This is a genomic window from uncultured Pontibacter sp. (assembly GCF_947495565.1).
In the GTDB taxonomy this organism is placed as follows: Bacteria; Bacteroidota; Bacteroidia; order Cytophagales; family Hymenobacteraceae; genus Pontibacter.
The window spans coordinates 124,490-144,240 of sequence record NZ_CANLZM010000009.1; the positions used below are offsets into that span (position 1 = coordinate 124,490).

At 45.8% G+C, this 19,751-nt stretch carries 19 protein-coding genes; 9 read left to right on the top strand and 10 right to left on the bottom strand.

Going from position 1 to position 19,751, the window contains the following annotated elements; genetic code table 11:
* Nucleotides 1-30: 30 nt before the first annotated feature.
* A complete protein-coding gene (locus Q1B04_RS12695) occupies nucleotides 31-2,265 on the bottom strand; it encodes a heavy metal translocating P-type ATPase (RefSeq protein ID WP_299759255.1) in 2,235 nt (744 codons plus the stop codon).
* Nucleotides 2,266-2,638: 373 nt separating this feature from the next.
* Here Q1B04_RS12695 and Q1B04_RS12700 point away from each other — a divergent pair, with 373 nt between their 5' ends.
* The 3 genes from Q1B04_RS12700 to Q1B04_RS12710 all read left to right on the top strand — a co-directional run bounded on the left by Q1B04_RS12700 (nucleotide 2,639) and on the right by Q1B04_RS12710 (nucleotide 7,074).
* Nucleotides 2,639-5,965 carry a PAS domain-containing sensor histidine kinase gene (locus Q1B04_RS12700; protein ID WP_299759257.1) on the top strand — a complete coding sequence of 1,109 codons (3,327 nt, stop codon included), beginning with the start codon at nucleotides 2,639-2,641 and terminating at the stop codon, nucleotides 5,963-5,965.
* Between the two features lie 13 nt (nucleotides 5,966-5,978).
* Nucleotides 5,979-6,386, top strand: coding sequence for a response regulator (locus Q1B04_RS12705; RefSeq protein ID WP_299759259.1), 408 nt, complete (start codon nucleotides 5,979-5,981; stop codon nucleotides 6,384-6,386).
* A 307-nt stretch (nucleotides 6,387-6,693) separates the two neighbouring features.
* A complete protein-coding gene (locus tag Q1B04_RS12710; RefSeq protein ID WP_299759261.1) occupies nucleotides 6,694-7,074 on the top strand; it encodes a hypothetical protein in 381 nt (126 codons plus the stop codon).
* A 124-nt stretch (nucleotides 7,075-7,198) separates the two neighbouring features.
* On the opposite strand, the gene Q1B04_RS12715 is transcribed toward Q1B04_RS12710, so the two are convergent.
* Together Q1B04_RS12715 and Q1B04_RS12720 are read right to left on the bottom strand one after the other, a co-directional pair.
* A complete protein-coding gene (locus tag Q1B04_RS12715; protein ID WP_299759263.1) occupies nucleotides 7,199-7,570 on the bottom strand; it encodes a hypothetical protein in 372 nt (123 codons plus the stop codon).
* 99 nt (nucleotides 7,571-7,669) lie between these two features.
* Nucleotides 7,670-8,410 (bottom strand): DUF547 domain-containing protein, encoded by a 741-nt coding sequence (locus tag Q1B04_RS12720; protein WP_299759265.1) that lies wholly within the window; start codon nucleotides 8,408-8,410, stop codon nucleotides 7,670-7,672.
* A 146-nt stretch (nucleotides 8,411-8,556) separates the two neighbouring features.
* On the opposite strand from Q1B04_RS12720, the gene Q1B04_RS12725 reads away from it, so the two are divergent.
* Complete coding sequence (locus Q1B04_RS12725; protein ID WP_299759267.1) at nucleotides 8,557-8,784, top strand: hypothetical protein; 228 nt, start codon at nucleotides 8,557-8,559, stop codon at nucleotides 8,782-8,784.
* 4 nt (nucleotides 8,785-8,788) lie between these two features.
* Here Q1B04_RS12725 and Q1B04_RS12730 read toward each other — a convergent pair whose 3' ends face one another.
* Both Q1B04_RS12730 and Q1B04_RS12735 read right to left on the bottom strand, forming a co-directional pair.
* On the bottom strand, nucleotides 8,789-9,787 hold the full coding sequence (locus tag Q1B04_RS12730; protein WP_299759269.1) for an alpha/beta hydrolase: 999 nt from the start codon (nucleotides 9,785-9,787) through the stop codon (nucleotides 8,789-8,791).
* 247 nt (nucleotides 9,788-10,034) lie between these two features.
* On the bottom strand, nucleotides 10,035-10,757 hold the full coding sequence (locus Q1B04_RS12735) for a porin family protein (RefSeq protein WP_299759271.1): 723 nt from the start codon (nucleotides 10,755-10,757) through the stop codon (nucleotides 10,035-10,037).
* A 282-nt stretch (nucleotides 10,758-11,039) separates the two neighbouring features.
* On the opposite strand from Q1B04_RS12735, the gene Q1B04_RS12740 reads away from it, so the two are divergent.
* The 3 genes from Q1B04_RS12740 (at nucleotide 11,040) to Q1B04_RS12750 (ending at nucleotide 13,296) form a co-directional block, all read left to right on the top strand.
* A complete protein-coding gene (locus Q1B04_RS12740) occupies nucleotides 11,040-12,089 on the top strand; it encodes a nucleoid-associated protein (RefSeq protein WP_299759273.1) in 1,050 nt (349 codons plus the stop codon).
* A gap of 90 nt (nucleotides 12,090-12,179) precedes the next feature.
* Nucleotides 12,180-12,620, top strand: a complete 441-nt coding sequence (locus Q1B04_RS12745) for a hypothetical protein (protein ID WP_299759275.1) — start codon at nucleotides 12,180-12,182, stop codon at nucleotides 12,618-12,620.
* A gap of 241 nt (nucleotides 12,621-12,861) precedes the next feature.
* On the top strand, nucleotides 12,862-13,296 hold the full coding sequence (locus Q1B04_RS12750; RefSeq protein WP_299759277.1) for a hypothetical protein: 435 nt from the start codon (nucleotides 12,862-12,864) through the stop codon (nucleotides 13,294-13,296).
* A gap of 18 nt (nucleotides 13,297-13,314) precedes the next feature.
* Here Q1B04_RS12750 and Q1B04_RS12755 read toward each other — a convergent pair whose 3' ends face one another.
* Entirely contained in the window at nucleotides 13,315-14,265 is a 951-nt protein-coding gene (locus Q1B04_RS12755; RefSeq protein ID WP_299759279.1) for a sterol desaturase family protein, read from the bottom strand.
* 174 nt (nucleotides 14,266-14,439) lie between these two features.
* Here Q1B04_RS12755 and Q1B04_RS12760 point away from each other — a divergent pair, with 174 nt between their 5' ends.
* On the top strand, nucleotides 14,440-14,631 hold the full coding sequence (locus Q1B04_RS12760; protein ID WP_299759281.1) for a hypothetical protein: 192 nt from the start codon (nucleotides 14,440-14,442) through the stop codon (nucleotides 14,629-14,631).
* 58 nt (nucleotides 14,632-14,689) lie between these two features.
* Here Q1B04_RS12760 and Q1B04_RS12765 read toward each other — a convergent pair whose 3' ends face one another.
* The 4 genes from Q1B04_RS12765 to Q1B04_RS12780 form a co-directional block, all read right to left on the bottom strand.
* Nucleotides 14,690-15,253, bottom strand: a complete 564-nt coding sequence (locus Q1B04_RS12765; RefSeq protein ID WP_299759283.1) for an HD domain-containing protein — start codon at nucleotides 15,251-15,253, stop codon at nucleotides 14,690-14,692.
* 89 nt (nucleotides 15,254-15,342) lie between these two features.
* A complete protein-coding gene (locus tag Q1B04_RS12770) occupies nucleotides 15,343-15,867 on the bottom strand; it encodes a hypothetical protein (RefSeq protein WP_299759285.1) in 525 nt (174 codons plus the stop codon).
* A gap of 234 nt (nucleotides 15,868-16,101) precedes the next feature.
* Nucleotides 16,102-16,878 (bottom strand): TVP38/TMEM64 family protein, encoded by a 777-nt coding sequence (locus tag Q1B04_RS12775; RefSeq protein ID WP_299759308.1) that lies wholly within the window; start codon nucleotides 16,876-16,878, stop codon nucleotides 16,102-16,104.
* Nucleotides 16,875-17,696 (bottom strand): rhomboid family intramembrane serine protease, encoded by an 822-nt coding sequence (locus Q1B04_RS12780; protein WP_299759310.1) that lies wholly within the window; start codon nucleotides 17,694-17,696, stop codon nucleotides 16,875-16,877. The genes Q1B04_RS12775 and Q1B04_RS12780 overlap by 4 nt, the downstream gene beginning before the upstream one ends.
* 192 nt (nucleotides 17,697-17,888) lie before the next feature.
* On the opposite strand from Q1B04_RS12780, the gene Q1B04_RS12785 reads away from it, so the two are divergent.
* Entirely contained in the window at nucleotides 17,889-19,742 is a 1,854-nt protein-coding gene (locus tag Q1B04_RS12785) for a glycoside hydrolase family 3 N-terminal domain-containing protein (RefSeq protein WP_299759312.1), read from the top strand.
* The last annotated feature ends 9 nt before the right edge of the window (nucleotides 19,743-19,751 follow it).

The window sequence follows — 19,751 nt, forward strand, 5'->3', positions numbered from 1 at the left end:
TGATTATCAATTTAACATATTAATTACACTTTACAATTTATTGCTTCTTAGGCGAAGGCTATTCGTTACCACAGACACGGAACTCAAGGCCATTGCGGCTCCCGCTATCATCGGGTTTAGCAGGAAACCTGTGAACGGGAAAAGAACGCCTGCCGCCACCGGAATGCAGATAACGTTATAGATAAAGGCCCAAAACAGGTTCTGATGAATGGTTTTCACGGTTGCCCGGGATAGTTTAACAGCTTTAGCCACCTGCGTCAGGTCAGAGCGCATGAGGGTTATGCCTGCCACATCCATTGCCACGTCTGTTCCCTGCCCCATGGCTATACTTACATCAGCGGTAGCAAGTGCCTGCGCATCGTTTATACCATCTCCCACCATGCCCACTACTTTGCCTTGGGTTTGCAGTTCTTTAACAAAGTCAGCTTTATCCGTCGGTAATAAGCCGGCCTGGAAATGTTCCACTCCAACCTGGCGGGCTACGGCAGCGGCTGTTTGCTTATTGTCTCCGGTGAGCATGTAGATTTCCAGCCCGGCATCGTGCATCGCATTTATGCCTTCGGCAGCGGCAGGCTTGATAGGGTCGCTGACGGCAAATACGGCAATCGCCTCTTTATCATCAGCAAAGAAAATCACGGTTTTGGCGTCTTCCTGCAGTTGCCTTGCCGCCTGTAGCATTTGTTCGGGTAGTTGTACGCCCTGCTGGCGCAGCAGCTTTTCGTTACCGGCCAAATACCGCTTCTTGATATACTCGGCCTCAATACCTAACCCTGTAAGGCTGTTGAATGAGTCCGGTTGCAGGGCTTGTTTGCCTTGGTCCTTGTAGTAAGTATAAATTGCCTGGGCAATGGGGTGCTCCGACTGCGCCTCCATTGAAAAGAACAGCGTCTCTAGTCGGTCCTGCTCCTGTGTATCCTGTGCCCACACCACATCCGTAACAGAGGGTTTACCTAGCGTAATGGTGCCAGTTTTATCAAGTATAACGGCAGTTACTTTGTGCGCCTGTTCCAGACTCTCGGCATCTTTTATAAGTATACCATTTTCAGCACCGCGGCCCACTCCTACCATAATAGCCGTCGGAGTGGCTAAGCCAAGTGCGCATGGGCAGGCAATCACTAACACAGAAATTGTTGACAGCAGCGCCTCCGTAAGATAGGCCTCCCCACCAACTAACAACCAGACAGCAAAAGTCAGCACAGCAACCAGCAGCACAATCGGTACAAAGATACCGGCAATTTTATCCACCATTTTCTGCACCGGCGCCTTGCTGCCCTGCGCCTCCTGCACAAGTTTTATAATGTGCGCCAGCATAGTTTCGCCACCGGTTTTCTCGGCTATAATCTGCACACTGCCTTTTTGGTTGATGGTACCGGCATACAAGGCATCTCCTGGCTGCTTCTGCACTGGCAAAGGCTCGCCACTCAGCATACTTTCATCCACATAAGTGGTGCCTGCGGCCACCTTTCCATCTACCGGCACACGCTCACCCGGCAATAGCACAACTCTGTCGCCTACCTGTACCTCTTCAATTTTGAGGTTCATCTCGGTGCCGTTGCGCACTATCCGAACGGTTTTAGGTTGCAGCCCCATCAGCTTCTTAATAGCCGACGAACTGCGGTCTTTCGCTCCCTCCTCCAGGTATTTACCTAAAAGTATGAACGCAATTATGACAGCCACCGCCTCATAGTAAACATGCGGCACCAGTCCCCGGCTCAGGAAAAACTTAGGATACACTGTATTGAACAAGCTGAAAGCGAAGGCGATACCTGTGCTCAGCGCCACCAGCGTATCCATATTGGCACGGAAATACTTTGCCTGCGCCCATGCTCCTACAAAAAAGCGCTGCCCCGCCCACAGCAATACCGGTGCGGTAAGTATAAGCATTGCCCAGTTACCCCAGGCAAAAGTATCGTGAAAGAACATGCCAAGTATAAATACCGGCAGCGCCAGCACGCCAGCCACTATAGTTTTGCGCTTTAAAAGCGCTAACGACCTTGCCTGCCGCTCTTCCAGTTCTTCCTGCGTTGTTTCCTCAATCAATATATCGAAGCCTATCTCCTGCACTGTTTCGCGAAGTTGGCCAGGTTTTACCTCTTTCTCATCGAAAGTTACCTGCAGGGTTTTACCGGCAAAGTTCACGTTAGCCTCTGCCACTCCCTTTCGGGCCTGCAGCATACTTTGTATACTATTGGCGCACGAGGCGCAAGTCATGCCCTCTACCGGAAAAGTGGCCTTCGTAAGTTTTTTATCTTTTACAGCTGCCATTTCTTTTATTTAATTATCTGATACAAAGGTACACCTACACTTACGCTACCTTGTTACATAATTACCGGTAAGCATTATAAATTTTACTTGCCTTTGCATACTTCAGACTTATTAATTGGCTAGTAAGCATCAAAGTACGAATATTGCACTTTATCAACTTATCTAATTTTTAACACTCCTACCAACAATTGCACTTTAATACCATAAATATTGAATAATCAACCTTTTTAGTGACTAATCTAGATCTTTGATTTGACGTCCTTATATTTAACCGATGAACAGCATATGTCACTTATTGTACAATAGCAATTCATCATTATTAAATTGATTAAATAAGATTACAACCCTTTAGTATACAGCTTAAAGGCTGCAAATGAAGCATTCTGATAAACATCTTGGGTATGAACGCATCATACGATACATAGGCATCTCCTTTTACAGCATGTTGGCTGCCTTGCTGATGGTTGGTATGTTTTTTTATGTGCAAACCAAAGGCGTTCAGGAAGAGCATAATACTAATATACAGCACATTTATAAACGGCTGGAGCTGGTAAACAAGCTGTTCGAGAATAAGGAGACTACACAAACTCTTCTCAGAGCGCACCTCAATACACAGGACGTCTCTAAAAAAGACAGTTTAAAGCAGCAGCTGGTACAGGCTTACATCGCTAATCAAGCTACCATTCAAGAACTGCATTATGTGCTGGAACAGCCTGGGCAATTGCAAAAGCTGCACAACCTGAGCGAAGATCTTGATACTTACCATTTCCACGTAGACAGCCTGCTAGAGTTATCTGGCAAGCAACAGCAGAAGGAAGCCATAGCCTATTCATCAGCGCATATGGGCGCTTTTTACATGCGTAATCAGGCAAACCTCATCAGCCTTAATAAGGAGCTGACGGTTTCTGCCCATGAGTATACCAATAGCTTTGTTCCTGCTTTTTCACAATTAGTGGATGAGCATATCCTCCTGATCCTGTTGGTGGTATTTTTGATTGTGTGGGCCGCTTTTGCTTTTAACAAAGTAACGAAGCGGTTGCAGCACGAGAACGAGAAACTCAACAAGGAGATCAGAGAGCGGGAAATGCTGCAGCAAACCCTGAATGAAACCCGTTTGCATTTTCAGCGGCTGTTCAAAAAGAACCCTATCCCTATGTGGGTGTATGACCAGGATACATTTAAATTTCTGGAAGTAAACGAGGCTGCCATGCAAGAATATGGCTATACAAGGGAGGAGTTTCTTCAGATGGATGTTTTTAGCTTGCGGCCTACTAAGGACATTGAAAGCACTAAAAGCATCCTTGATCAGCTTGACAAGCGCTCTGATGCTGTTGTTGAAGGCGCTCTGCACCAGCGCAAGGACGGATCACTGTTCAAGGTAAACCTAAAGTCGCACCCTATTAAGGAACAGGAGAATATTTCCCCGCGCCTGGTTACTTGCGAAAATGTTCAGGATCGCGAAGAGTTTATTGCAGAGCTGGCCAGAAATGAGAAGCAGTTGCGCGAGGTGAGCTCTAGTATACCGGGGGCTGTGTACCAGTACAAACGGGATGAAAACGGCAACATAAGCTTACCATTTGTAAGCGACGGTATAGCCAATCTTTTTGATGTTACTCCTGAGGAAGTTTACATTGACCCATACATTATTTTTGAGGCTGTGCACCCTCAGGATTTGGATGGCGTGAACCGAAGTATAGATGCATCCACCTGCGAGTTTAAGCCCTGGATTCACGATTTAAGAATCTGGAACAAGGCACAGGAGAAATGGACCTGGATTCGTGGGCATTGCTTGCCTTCCTCTAAAAATGACGGCACTGTGTTATACAACGGCACTTTTATAGATATAACAGATCAGAAAGAGGCCCAGGCAAAGCTGATAACAAGCGAGGCCAACCTGCGCGCGCTGCTGGATAGCTCCCCACAGGCTATTTACCTGTTAGACAAAGAACTGAACATCATTTTGTTTAATGCAGTTGCCGCAGCTGAGGTAAAACAAATTACGCTGAATGAGCTGAAGGCTGGGCAAAGTATACTTGCTTATACTTCAGAAGAGCTTAAAGAAACATTAGTAGCATCTCATGCACAGGCCTTAGAGGGTAAGACTGTACAGTATGAAACAGGTTCCGGAGAGCTCTGGTTTGAAGTAGCTTACCGCCCTATCCTGACTGAGGACCAGGAAGTAATTGCAGTTGCACTAAGTATACACGACAACTCGGAGCAGCACAAAACCATAGCCACTATAAAAGACAGTGAGGCAAAACTGGCCCGCGCACAAAACCTGGCAAAAATCGGCAACTGGGAGTTTGATACACTGAAAGAAACTCTGACCCTATCAGAGTACATTTATACCATTTACGGCATCTCGCCCCTTACCTTCATTCCTTCTATTAACAGCGTTACCGGATTTTTTCATCCTGAAGACAAAGAAAGAGTCATGCAGGATTTTTGCCGGGTGTCGGAGGAAGGCACACAGGTGGTAACTGAGCATCGCATTATACTTGAAGACGGCACCCAAAAGTACCTGCACCAAACCATGGAGCCATACTTTAACAGCAACCACCAGGTTATTAGGATTACAGGCACTACTCAGGATATAACAGAGCAGAAGCAAAAAGAGCAGGAAATCAGGGAAGCCAGAAACCGTTTTCAGTCTACTATTGAAAATATACCTGAAATTATACTTTCTACGGACGCTCAGCTAAAAATCATTTATATCAGCCCGCAGTGCCGTGAAGTGACCGGGTACTCTGAGGAGGAGTTTAAACAAGAGCATTTATGGCCAAAGGTTATTTATAAGCAAGATCTGCCGCAGTTGCAGACTATTTTAGATACACAAATTTTAGCAGGCGAGAAAATCCAGCATGAAATGCGCATTATCACCCGCGATAACAAAACGAAATGGATTTTGCTGCGCATGTCGCCAATGTTGGGTAAGAATGGCGAAATAATCAGAATAGACGGATCTGTGGCCGATATTAATGAGCGTAAACTCATAGAGGCAAAACGAATTGTACTGACTGAGCAGTTGCAGGTTCAGAACCAGAACTTAAAGCAGTTTGCTTACATTGTATCGCATAACCTGCGGGCACCAATCGCCAACATACTTGGCCTGACATCTATTTACAATAAGATTGAGCCCCAGGCAGAATCAAATAAAAAGGTAGTAGAAAACCTGGCCAAGTCAGCGCAGCACCTAGACCACACCATCAGGGATTTGAATGACATACTTACCATACGTGGTCAGATTTTGGACGTGTCGGAGCAAGTATACTTTGAAGATATTCTAAAAGACATTTTAAAAAGTTTGACTCTCGAGATAGAAAAAACAGGAGCGCAGATTGCTTACAATTTCTGCGAAGCCTGCTCGGTTGTATCCTTAAGAAGCTATGTGCACAGTATTTTGCTGAACCTTTTAACAAACGCACTCAAGTATAGAGACCCAAATCGCGTACCTAAGATTTGTTTAAGAAGTTCTAGACAAAAGGATTATATTTGCATTGAAATTTCCGATAACGGACTCGGCATTGATCTTGCAAAGGAAAAGGGCAAGCTATTTGGTCTCTACAAACGCTTTCATCACCACATAGAAGGCAGAGGCTTAGGTTTGCACCTTGTTAAAACTCAAGTCGATCTTTTGGATGGTAAAATTGAAGTAGACAGCCGGGTTGGTGAGGGCACCATGTTCAAAATCTACTTATAAACAAACTTTGTTAATGCAAGTATTAAAAAAAGTGGTTCTTATTGATGATGACCAGATAAATAACTTTGTCTGCGAAACGATCATCAAAAGCGAAAACTTTGCAGAAAATGTAATTAGTTACGAATGGGCAGAAGACGCCCTGAATAACCTGAGGCACATTGCTGAGTTGAACCCTAGCGATTTCCCTGATTTAATATTTTTAGATATTAACATGCCCGGTATGGATGGCTGGAAGTTTCTGGAAGAGTATAGAAAACTGCCGGAGCACGCCACCGGAAGATGCTGCCTGTTTATGCTGTCTTCAGCTGTAGACAGAGAGGATATTATATGCGCTAAAACTCACATTGAAGTGAAAGATTTTTTCTCAAAGCCCCTATCTCCTGAGATACTAAACCTGATCAGGGAAGACTATATTTTATAGTCGTTTTACTACTATATAATGAATGCCACTGCAAACTAGTGGCTTTTTTTATGCCCTTCTACCACCTCTCCCAGCAGTTATGCGTACTACATAGAAAGAACTATTACTATATATAATAATATAAATATTATTATTTTCAATTTTACATTTATTTGTTGTTTTCAAAAAATTTCTAAAAATAGAACAACATAATTAAAAAGAGGTCCGTAAGCTAAAATAACTTCAAAGGCACTATATAGCTATATAGCTGCTTTATAAGTTTCTCATTTATACTTATAATATACTTTTTACTTAGCTTACTAACCTCATGAAAAACGTTTTACTACTTATTGTCGCTTTCCTTATCAGTACTGCTACTTTCGCTCAGTCGCCGTTTAAGCTTAGCCGTGAGGCGGAGGAACGCTGCACCCAAATTACTCGTGCCATGGCTCAAGAGCTTCGTCTGAATGAGATTGGCTATATCAAATTGAAAGAGATTAACCGTGAGCGCATGCTTGCTACAGAAGAAGTTCTGGAAAACGCCAATGGCAATGCAGACCTGCTGGACCAGCAACTTAAGGAACTTGCCGTAGCATACGACCAAAAGGTGACTGCTTTCCTGAATTCTAACCAACTGCAGGCCTATGCTAACTATAAGAAGCAGCCTATATCAGAAGTTAAGTTTATAGCTGTAAGTAAAGACAATTAACCCCCCACCACCCAAGATGAAGAAGGCCGCCACACCTGTCGGCCTTCTTCGAACGGATTTATCATAAACAGCAAAGGGAGCCGAAATCGGCTCCCTTTGCTGTTTATGATAAATTTATACTTCATTACCTGCGGCTGTAATCTGCATCGTCAGGGTTCTTCTTGTCTTCCCCCAACGGTTGGTCGCCTCTGCGGATACCGGCTACATCGTCGTCCATGCCTGTGTCACTTCCTTCTACCCCGAAACCCGGCCCTTGCGAGAAAGACTCAGTACTATTCGGATCGTTAGCACCATAGCCTGTCGCTTCATTTCCACCTATGTGCAGGTTCTTTAACTTGTCTTTTTGGCCTGCGCGTTCTGTATAGCCATCAGGGCCAATGTTCCTTTTAGCGGACGGATCAGGGTGGTTGCCCATGGTCATGCGTTTGTTGTAGTCGCTATTCACGTTGTTTTCGTCCGTAGGGGCTTTCTTTTTATCTTCTTCTTTATTATCCATTTTACAAAGTCTAGTTAGTTATACAGTGATATACGCTGCTCGGGAGTTGTAGTTGGCTTTGCAAAAGCTATACTTAACATAATTTTTACACTGGAAATGTCATTGTTGTCCTGCCTCATTCAGCTGCCAGTTGTAAGTATAGTAGCCTAATTTATAGCTGGCAGGTATAGGCTTAAGCCTGAAAGAGTTGATGTAGGCTTTAACGGAAGGTTTTTCCTTCAGAAAATCATTTTGATACCATTTGAAGATCTCAGACACCAGCACCCGCTGCTCCTTTGGCTGCACCCGGATGAAGTCATTATGCCGGAGTGTGTTTACAGCCTGCTGCTGCAACTGCTGTTCTACATCCGCTGGGGTATAAGCTTTGTTCAGCAGTGGCGGGCAGGACTTAGCAGCACAGACCAGAGCAAAATGAATACGCGCATCCGGATAATTGGCCAGTAGCTTCTGCTTTTCCAGCTCGTTTAGCGTCATACTTTCCCCGGCCACCATAAACTCCTGACGATCAAAAAATCCCTCCACATTCATCACCGATTTAAGCGGATAATGCTTCAGCACCTGGTGCAGCACCAGCAAATTGTAAGCGTTTATATAAAATGCCTTTTTCTCCGAAGCAGATGCCTCTTTTAAAGTATAGCCACCAATTTGCTTTACCAGCTGCTGCAGTTCGGCCTGACTTTGCCTGAGGCTCCGGTAGTTTACCTGCCCCTGCTGCACGTGGCCTTGCAAAAGCCGAGTAGCTGAAGTATAAAAATCCTGTTGCTGAGCACGTGTGGCCGTGTATGGCACAAGCAGCAATAGCAGCATCAGCAACAAGTATAGGTTTTGCTTTATCATCATGTAAGAAGTATGAGCTTGTAAGTTGTACTGCTGAGAATAGAAGCAAAAGGTATGCTGAGTTCTTCTATCTTTGCCGTAAATTTCCCTTTATGGCACCTCTATTGCTTATAAAGCGTTAGGAAGAAAATAACTATTAAGTACAGCGCATGAAGCTATCTAAAATTTATGATCCCCGGGAGATGAACTCCTATCAGTTTGTGGCAACTACCGGCTTGGTCATGACTATTGTTGCCAACCTGATCCTGTTGTTTTTAGGCAAGACCGTGGAAAACTTTAACGCGCTTTATATTTGTTGGATTGTCTTTTTTACCCTCGGCACCATCGCCAACTACAACAGCAAACCCGATGACCACGACCATCATCACCATCATTAAAGCGCTACTGCTTTAAAAACTTCAGCAGCTCCTCATGAAACTGCTTGGTAGCCTCCAAATGCGGAATATGGCCCACATTTTTCAGTTCCACTAGTTTAGCGCCAGGTATGGCTTTAGCCGTACGCTGCCCCAATTGCGGGTACTGCCCGTGCTCCTGCAGCTTTTGCTTGTCTTCAATATAGCCTTTCCCTACAATTGTACGGTCCTCCTGCCCTATTACCAGTAGGGTGGGCACCTGAATGCGGTCGAACTCATACACCACCGGCTGCTGGTAAATCATACTATAAGTTAAGGCTGATACTTTAGCTACTTTAGGGTAATCCGGGTGATTGATCTGAGCAGCGGACACCTCTACCCACTCCGAGTAATCAGGCTTCCAGGCGGTATAGTAGGTCTGGTGGTACTTGCGTATACCTTCAGCAGTCTGTTTCAGCTCCGATTGATGGAGCTGCTGCAGGTTTTTGTAAGGTACAAACAAACGGTAATCCTCCAAACCAATCGGATTTTCTAACACCAACTTGGCAGTCATGTCAGGGTACATGAGCGTGAACCGCGTGGCCAGCATGCCTCCCATAGAATGCCCGACCACCATAACCTGCTTAACCCCGGCCTGCTGCAGCAACTGATGCGTGTTTTGCGCCAGCTGGTGAAAAGTATAGTTAATTTCAGGCTTAACAGATTTACCAAACCCAATCTGGTCTGGTACAATTACCCGAAAGCCGTTCTCCGTCAGAAACTTGATTGTCTGGCCCCAATAGGCACCTATAAAGTTTTTACCATGCAAGAGCAGAACTACAGGCGGGTTTTGCACTTGCTTTGCCGGCGGCACGTCCATGTAAGCCATTTTATACTTCTGCCCTTCTACTTCAGCATCAAAATACTTTACCTCGAAAGGATACTTATAATCGTCTAGCGTAGCATTAAGCGAAGCGGGCACCTGCTGCGCCTGCACGTGCCAGGCTAAAAATAAGATGATAAGCAGTAGTAGGTTTATCTTTTTCATAATCTTATTCTAAGTACAACTCTACATTACTGGTTTCAAAAGCTATTGTTCCAAAATTAGCTATTTAGGATTCCTGCCAGAGGTTTAAACAATACTTCATACTACAGCTCCGGCTGTAAGTATAACTTTGTATGATAATTCTCTTCTATGGAATCTAAGATTTTAAGCGGCTTACATCATTAACAAAAAAAGCCCACCGCAACTGCAGTGGGCCTTGTGTAAATCACCAAACACTAAACTTTATCTTTTAAAACGTATAGCCTACAGACGCTTTTATAACACGGTTAAAGGTGTCGAAGCTGTTGTTACTGTCTATGGAACTGAGGCCGTAATCGTAACCTGCACTGACGTTAAAGCCACTGGCGAACCTGTATCCCAAACCACCTGTAACGGCCACATCTACCTCCCTGAAACCACTCTTCATGTCCCACTCCTGGTTAAGTGCCTTAAAACCAAAGGCTCCTGCCTCTGCAGATACTTTATTGGATAGCAGGTAAGACACCTGCGGCCCCGCGTAAATATGAAATCCCTCTCCTACATATACTTTTGCCAGCACGGGCAGGTCCAGGTATTCAGCTTTGTTGGTCAGGGTAACGTTGGCGTTCACAAAATCATACTGCTCCATCGGAACTTTGCCTCTCAGTACCATTCCTTTCTGAGAATACTGCAGCCCCGGCTCAATCTCGAAACCCGGTGCCACTGGTATGCTCAGGTAAGTACCCACATGAAACCCTGTGCGCATCTCGCGGCCGGCATACCCTCCCGACATATCCACAAGGTCTTGCACGCTTTGCATTGTTTCGCCCTCCCAATCTGCCAAGTTAAGACCGGCTCTGATACCGAAGCGCAACTGGTTGGACGTATTATTATAGGTAGATTGTTTGTTATAGCGAACAGGCTGTTGCTGGGCCTCTGCACTGGCTGCTGCCAACCCTAATGCCACAGCTATAAGTAAAAATATCTTTTTCATGGTAGTAACAGTTAAATCTCTTCATTCTTTTCCGATAAGCTGGCCCGCTCGAATTGGATGAATGAAAGAACCGTGCCAGAAAAGGAACTATTTTTTTATAAAGTATATCACCCAACACACAACTATTTAATAATCAATACTATAAAATTTAAATTTAGCAATAATCTATACTTACGGAGTAACCTAACCACTTAATTTTACTGAGGCTAATATAAGCGGAGCGGCGGCAAAAAGCAGGTAATTGCTTAGCTTTGCCTCCTGTAAACCGAAGCTGAAACAGAGATGAAAGACAGAACGCAGGTGCGCCTGAAACGACTGGCCGTGCACAGAGTGGGTAACAAATCAAAGGAAGAAGGCGTGATTGCCTCTAAGGAGCTGGTGGACCTGCACGACGAGCAGCTATATGACCTGCTGGTAAACTACTTTGTTTCTCCATTTAAACAGGAAGAGTTTTTCCGCTTCACCCACACCTCGGACCTGGCTCTGAACGAAATATTTGCCTATTCTGCGCTCATATTTAACGAACCACATAACTTCTTAGAATATTCGGTACATATCCTAAACCATCTTTACGAGCAGTCTGACCATCCAAAAGTGAAAAGCGGCGAGCTATACGTGGTTCATTTTGATGGTTGTGTGATGGAAGACGAAGTGGTGGAGGCTATCGGCATCTTTAAATCTGAGAACAAGGATACATTCCTGACCTTTCAGGATGAGGAGGACGACCTGAACGTAAATTACCATTTTGGCGTGAACCTGAAGGGCGTGGACAAAGGCTGCATGATTTTTAACACAAAAGCTGATGACGGTTATCGGGTGAAGCTAGTGGACGCCAACAGCTACGACGCCGTGTTTTGGAAGGAGGATTTCCTGAACGTGACCGAGCTGCAGGACACAAACTACAGCACCAAAGCCGTTCTGAACCTGTGCAAGGATTTTTCGGAAGAGGTATTCGCCAGAACAGAGAGCAAAAAAGCGCAGGTAGACTTTATCAGCCGCTCCGTAGATTACTTTTCTAAAAGCGAAACATTTGACCTGGAGGAGTTTACCAGCAGCGTGATTGACGAGCCTGAGACAAAAGAGCGCTTTAAAAACTATAGCCAGACTTTTGCCGAGGAACGTGATATTGAAGGCTTTAACGATTTCACGATCAACAAAAACACAGTACGCAACATGAAGCGCAAGTTTCGAAACTTTATTAAACTGGACACGCAGATAGAAATCAAGTTTAGCGGCTATAACCCAGAACAAAGCGAGCAGTATGTAGAGCGCGGCTTTGACCAGGAGCGCGGAATGCATTTTTATAAAGTATATTTTTACAACGAGAGCTAACCGAACTATAGCCGGTAAAATGCTGTTTTCTATACTTGCAGAAACGGAACGAAAATTGCCTAGATCAAATTGGAGATAAAACCGCACTACATGAAGAAAATAATCTTTGCCTTAGCTTTTGCCCTTGCCGGCTCTGCCGCTGTTGCGCAGGTACAAGCCAAGCAGCCACAAGCTAAAGCCGCGCAAGCTGAGCCTGCTTCCCTTGAACAACGCGCCGAGGCCATTACGGCTGGTTTCACTAAAAACCTGCGCCTTTCGCCGCAGCAAACCCAGAAGGTATACACCATTAACCTAACAAGCCTGCAGCAGGCAGAAAAAGCCAAGGTTAAGTATAAAAACAACCCCAGAAAGATGGTGCAGCACATGGATGTTATCAGCCAGACGCGCCTCTCCCAGCTAAAGGATGTGCTGACGCCTCTTCAGTTTCAGCAGTACCAGCAAAGGCGCGAGGAGAAAATGGGCGTGCCGCGCGAGGCCCAAAGCAATCCAAATGCAAAACAGCAAAGTCCTTTGCACCAGGAAAGCCACTAAAACAAAAAAGCATGGTCTTCACCATGCTTTTTTGTTTTAGTGGCTTTCAGCACGTTGGCTTACAGGCCATTCATTTTCACCTAGTAAAATTAACTGTTCGTCATACAAATTTGTACTTTCAGAATACTCCACCTATATTTTGTAACTGAATTCAACTAGTACTCGAATTATAAAATACTAGTTTACAGTGCCTTTTGTAATTAATAAGCATTGTACAATTAAAAGGGATACAGATAGTACTATGGAAGTAGAAAGGGAACTGGTTGTACTAAAAGATAATGAAAGATGTACTATCAAAGTATGCCAAACCTTATCTATACTTCATATTGTCTGTAAAAAACATTTCGAAAATAAGGAACTGCGCCAAAACCTGCTGGAGGTAATGGAGCTCATTAAAGCGCATAAGATAAGATATTTTTTAGGTGACGTGCGGTCGCTGCACTACATGAAGATGGAAGATGCCAATTGGCTTAGCACCACCATCCTGCCAGTCATGAAAATTTGCTCGCTCCAAAAATGGGCACGTGTTGAGAACCCGAATTCTATGATAGAGCTTAACTCCTTGCAACTGAAGCATAAACTAGAGTTTGAGGAAACCTGCAAACATGAATTACAGTTTGAGTCTTTTGTAGACGAAGAAAGCGCGCTGCATTGGCTGCTTTTTTCTGAAGAGTGATTTTATATTTTCTCTTGCTCAGACTGCCGCATCTGAAGCCAATTTTCCTTCTGCTTGCGCCTCACCGGACGGCTGCTCCATTCCTGCCTGCTGCTGGTTTTTACGCTGATGCTCAGTAATAACGGCTCCGGGCGGCTTGTACAGTATAAGAAATTTTTCTTTAAGAGAGGGCGCATGCTTCATGTCCTCCCAAATATCTACCCACTCATGGAAAACCAGGTAAACCGGGTTAAAAGAAGTCACCGGTTTGGTTAATCCATACTTTACCTGCTCCCGCTCTGGCTCAAATGTGCCAAACATCCTGTCCCAGATAATAAAGGTAGAGCCGTAGTTTTTGTCTATGTAGCCAGGGTTAGAGCCGTGGTGCACGCGGTGGTGAGAGGGTGTTACAAAAACATACTCGATTGGCTTCGGCAACTTAGCCACCAACTCTGTGTGCACAAAAAACTGGTACAGCACCGCCACCTGATGGCATACAAAAAAAGTAAACGGGTCGATGCCCAGAAAAGGCACAGGCAGGAAAAAGATGAATTTGAGGTGCTGCGTCCAGCCGGTGCGGAACGAAACAGAGAAATTCATGCGCTCCGAAGAATGGTGCGTTACGTGAGTTGCCCACCAGAACCGCTGCTCATGCGCCACCCTGTGAGCCCAGTAACGGCAGAAGTCAATAGCTACAAAGCAGATCACGAACAGCCACCAACCTCTCGGAATAGCCCAGGGCACCATGTTATAGACAGCCAAAGCTACTCCGAAAAGCCATACTTTCAGTACTGCGCTAAGTATAGTATTGACTGCCCCAATGGTAAGTGCCGACACAAACTCTGTTTTATGGTAGGTGTCCCGCTTTTTATAGATACCATAAAGCCACTCCCCCACCACAGAGAGCACAATAACCGGTATGGCATAATGCATAATGGTAAGGTCATCCAGCTTTTTAAGCTCATCAAAAGTGTATAACTCTTTCTCCATACTTGGTGATCTTAGCCTGATATAGCCTATTTGAACGGCCAGAGCAGAAAAGAGTTAAGCTCAGGCAAGCGCAGACAAGTATAAAATCAGGTTTTAGAGTTATAACAGAGGCCAGAGAAGTATAAAAGCAGCACCATTTAGCGCAGTCTTCGTAAATTGGGGCAAAAATTAAACATGCGCATCCGAAAGAAAGTTAAAACCACCTTGCCCGCCCAAGCTTCTCGCTTTGCTGCCCTTGATGTTTTTGTAAAAGCCGCCGAAAAGGAAAACTGGACCGAACAGGAAATTCAGTTTGTGATAAACGAGGTGGTGGAGGCCCGTGACGATAAAGAAGCAATCGAGATTTTGAGCGACTATATAATGTAAAAAAAAGAGCGGCAGCCACTTTAAGGAGTAGCTGCCGCTGTTCTATACTTTATAAATGCTAAGCCTGCGCTTGCTGTGGCTGCAGTTGCAACTCCTGCTGGTGCTGCTGCAGTACCTCAATTATGAAGCTGATGTGCTCTTTCAGGTCAACACCGAACATCTCTGCACCCAGCTTCACTTCTTCTCTGTCTACAGAGGCTGCAAAGCTCTTTTGCCCCAGCTTCTTTATCACTGACTTTGCCTCCAAGCCCTGCAGCTTGGTTGGCCTTACTTGTGCACAGGCCACTACAAAACCCGTAATTTCATCGCAAGCCAGCAAAGCTTTGTCCAGCAGCGTATTGTAAGGCACGCCCCATTTAGTATAGTGTGCTGAAATGGCATGTGCTATTTCTGTCTCCCCACGCTCCCGCAGCTGGTTTACAATTACATTTGGGTGCTGGTCGGGGTAAGATTCGTAATCGGCGTCGTGCAGCAGGCCGGTAATCCCCCACTGCTCTATGTTCTCCCCCAACTTATCAGCATATGCGCGCATGACCAGTTCTACGGTTCGGGCGTGGCGCAGCAGGCTATCGCCTTTCGTCATACTTTCCAGTATAGCTCTGGCTTCGTCGTGTGTAATCATCGCTCTTTTATTCTAGTTTTCAGAAGATCCAAAATAACGATAAATCGGGAACGGCAAAAGCTATAGTTACTCATACTTTACCGGCCACACTAATCTAATCTGGCTATCTGAACATTATCCCAGCGGCCCATTATCGGGTCGTGCTTGCCTACTAAAATATCAATTCTTTTACGCATCCGGCGGTTCATAATATCCCGCACTACATACAAGCCATCCAATTCATCGGAAATACCAGAAACCCAAAGCGAATCCCCGAATTCTATTTGCCCTCCCCATCTGCTGTGTAAATCACGCGATACGGCAATCCAGCGGTGTTTTTTAGGATTTTTTTTGTTGATGCGTGAGCCGTCAGCGGTTATATAGGGAGTGGCATCGGTTTGCGCTGGCTCTGGGTGATATATGGAGGCAGAAACTGTAAACGTCGGGGCATTTTGGGTGGTTTCTGCGCTAGTAGCGGACTTATCTTCTGTTTCCAGAGGTGGCCACTCAAGAGGTGGTTGCTGCAGCTGTTTTTCGATATTTGGAGCGGTAGAGTCAGCCCTATAAAAGGATAATTCTTCAGCCAGTGCTATAACTACGTAGAACACGGCCGCGAGTACTTTAATCCTGAACATAAGCGGTCCTTTTCGTGAAACATCGATTTTCTAAACAATAACCCGCTTAAACGACGGATTTTTAGAAGGGTTTTACAATGTTGTCAGAAAAGTGATTAAAGCTGCTTTTACGGGAATTTCAATGTTGTATAAATTTTACAATTTACAATATAACTATATAGTCAAAAACTATAGTAATAAGTTAACCTTCTAAAGGTAAAACCCACCATTGTTATGACACAGAAATTTACAAAGTTATTTCTTAATATACTTATCGTAAACTATATAGCCAATAAAAATCGCCAAGCTGACAGCCGACACCCAGATAAGCCCGTTCTTTAGGCGCTCGTTGTCTTCGCCGAGCCATGCCAGCAAGATGGTTAGCGGCACAATACCAGCCAGCGTAGCTCCCAAAAACCGAAAATAACCCATGCGGGCAATGCCTGCCACAAAGCTTACCGCATCGTTTGACAGAAAAGGGGAAATACGGGCAATTATAATAGCCCACAGGCCATACTCTTCCATGAACCCGGATACTTTCTTCTGTGATTTCTGACCGATCAGTTTGCTGATACCCGCCTCGCCAAGTCCTCTGCCAATCCAGTACCCAAGCGTAGAAGCCACCACCACAGCGGTAATAGCAATTATAGAACCCCAAAACGAGCCGTAGGCCACAATAGCGACCAGCATGAGCGCCACCACGTTTATCACCAGCAAAAACATCTGGGCAATCATGGCGGCTACAATAAAGAACGGCCCCCAGAAACCAAACTGGCTCACCCAATCCGAAATGCGCTTGTTATCACCGCTCGAAAGCACCTCCCAAGCATTATCAATTTCCGTCTGAAAACCCGGAAATATAAAGTACGACCCCACCAGACCTGCAATAAGTATGGCTGTCACGATCAGCGGCCACTTACTTTGCTTCACCTCCTCCTGGTCCTGGTTATCCTGATGATGTGGCTTTAAGTGCTTCTGCGCTTCTTTTACCCGCTGGTGGTGCTTTTTTATATCTTTCTGTTTCTCACTCATACTTTAGCTGTAGCATTTGTGCTTTCTTTAGACGAGGTAAGTTGAGGCTTGGTTGAAACTTTTGCAGAAATGTTACCGGCATCCAAAGTATAAGTGTAGGTATTATTGATGTTATGCGGCTGAATACTGTAGTTGATGAACATGTGCTGGTAATGGCGGCCCACGGTGCTGCTCACGTGCCGCTGCACAATATTAGGCTCCAAAGGTTTGTTAGCCAATCGGTTTGCCTCCCCTTCACCGAAGGCGATGGCGGCCACCAATCCACTTACCAGTCCCGCTACATGGCCTTCCCAGGATACCCGCTCCTCCCCCGGAAAAAGGCCGTAAAAAAGTCCGCTGTACAGAAAAATCACTGCCAAAGACACAGCCATTGCCCCACGGTTCTGCCTCAGGAAACCGTTAAAGAGCAGGAAGCCGGCTAAGCCGTATACCACTCCGCTAGCTCCAATATGATATGCCTGCCGCCCGATAAGCCAGGTTAGCAAGCCGCTGAGCAAGTAGACCAGCACAATTACCCGCAGCGCCACGTTCCGGTGGATGTAAAGTATAACGCCCGACAGCAGCACCAGCGGAAAGGTATTAGACAGCAGGTGTAGCAAACCGCCATGAATCAAAGGGCCGAAAAACACGCCAATCAGCCCAAGGAAATTGCGGGGCATAATACCCAGAAAACCAAGGTTGGCACTGGTAAGGTAGCTGAGCAGGCTTACTAACCACATAAGCGCCACAAACAGCAGACCGGGTAAAAAGCTGTAGCCAAAGTGGGGGCCTTCCTCAGTTAAGGCGCGGGTATGGTTCCGGGGGGTGAAAAATGACATATGCCAACCTGTGTTTCTTTAAAGATAAGCCAAAATGAACAAAAACTGCCTTTGGACCCTTTATCTAATCAGCACTTTCTAACGTAAAGAACGCTGAGAGAGCCAGGCGTAAGTATAAAGCCGGCCTCTACAAAGCCTTGGCGGCGCCAGCCATATGCAAGAAAGTACAAATTGGCGCGTTACCAGATTAACATGCATAGGTTAACCATAGATAAAACACAATATTCCAAGCTCTACCAAGTATGGTTACTGCTCCTCCTGGCTGTTTGCCTTATTTCTTGTGAGGGCTCCGACGCGCGTCAGAAAAGCTACTCGGAAGAGCAGCGGCAGTTTTTTCCGGTAGAGCGCACAGCCGCTTATAACCGCCCCTCCTCATTAATTGCCGCCCTGCAAGATAGTTCCACTTATTGGGTAGACTCCGTTTTTAACACGCTAACGCCTGATGAGCGCATTGCCCAACTGATCATTATTGAAGCCTTCTCAGATAAAGGGCAGAAGTATGACGCAGATGTCATGCGCCTGATCCAAAAGTATAAAGTAGGCGGCATCATCTTTTTTCAGGGTGGGCCTGTGCGGCAGGCAAGGCTTACAAATAAGTACCAGGCGGCTTCTAAGGTGCCTTTATGGATATCAATGGATGCGGAGACGGGCGTAGGCATGCGCCTGGATTCTACGGTGGAGTACCCGTCGCAGCAGATGCTCGGTGCGCTGGCCGACAATGAACTGATATACCGCATGGGGTTGGAAGTGGCGCAGGAATTTAAGCGGCTGGGCATGCACATTAACTTTGCGCCGGTAGCCGATGTGAACAACAACCCCAAGAACCCGATCATCAGTTACAGGTCTTTTGGTGAGGATAAGTATGATGTAGCCACCAAAAGCCTGGCTTACATGCAAGGCATGCAGGACGGAGGCATTATGGCTGTGGCAAAGCACTTTCCGGGCCACGGCGACACCGATGTAGACTCTCACTATGACCTGCCTGTGATACCATTCGGGCGCGACCGCCTAGACTCTCTAGAGCTCTATCCTTTTCAGGAACTGATCAAGCATGGTTTGGGCGGCATGATGGTGGCGCATATGCACATTCCGCAGCTGGATTCTACTACCAATGTTCCCTCTACACTTTCTCAACCTATTGTTACCGGCCTCCTAAAAAAGCAACTGAAGTATAAGGGCCTGATATTTACAGACGCGATGGTGATGAAGGGCGTAACCAAATACTTTGAGCCCGGTGAGGCAGAAGCAAAGGCCCTGATAGCGGGAAACGATGTGCTAGAACGCCTGAACAGTGTGCCCAAGGCAATTAAGGCGGTAAAAGAGGCCATCGCAAAAGGAGATCTGACACAGGATGAAATTGACAGAAGATGCAAGCGTATTTTAGCGGCCAAGCAATGGCTGGGGCTGGACAAGTATAAACCTGTTCCGCTGGACAACCTTTACGAAGACCTGAACCCGCCTATTGCAGACCTCATCAATAAAAATATTGCCGAGAACGCCATTACGTTGCTGAACAACAAGAAAAAGATGCTGCCGCTGCGCGTAACCCCGCGTATGTCTATTGCAACGGTTTCGGTGGGTGCTACCAGAGTGACGGCTTTTCAGCGCCAGGTAAAGCAACTGACCGATAATACAGACGACTTTTTTATCTCGCGGAAAGCGAACAGCAAGGAAACTAAGAAGCTCTGGAAACAGCTGAAAAAGTATGATGTGGTGCTGGTGGCGCTATACGGCCCAAGCATCCGCCCGAGCAATAAGTTGGGCTATTCTGAAGATGCCACCAAACTGGTGCAGCAACTGGCAAAATCTAACAAAGCTGTTATTACGCTCTTCAATAATACTTATACTTTAAACCAATTCCCTGCTATTGAGGATAGTAGAGGGTTGCTGGTTGCCTACCAGGGTTATTTCCATGCGCAAGCGGCAGCCGCTGAGGTAATCTTCGGCAAGGTGCCCGCCCGTGGCAAGCTGGCTGTTACTGTAAACAAACACTATGCCTTCGGCGACGGCATTTATCTTAACCAGCCGTTCATAGCCGGGCCTTAAGTATCCTGA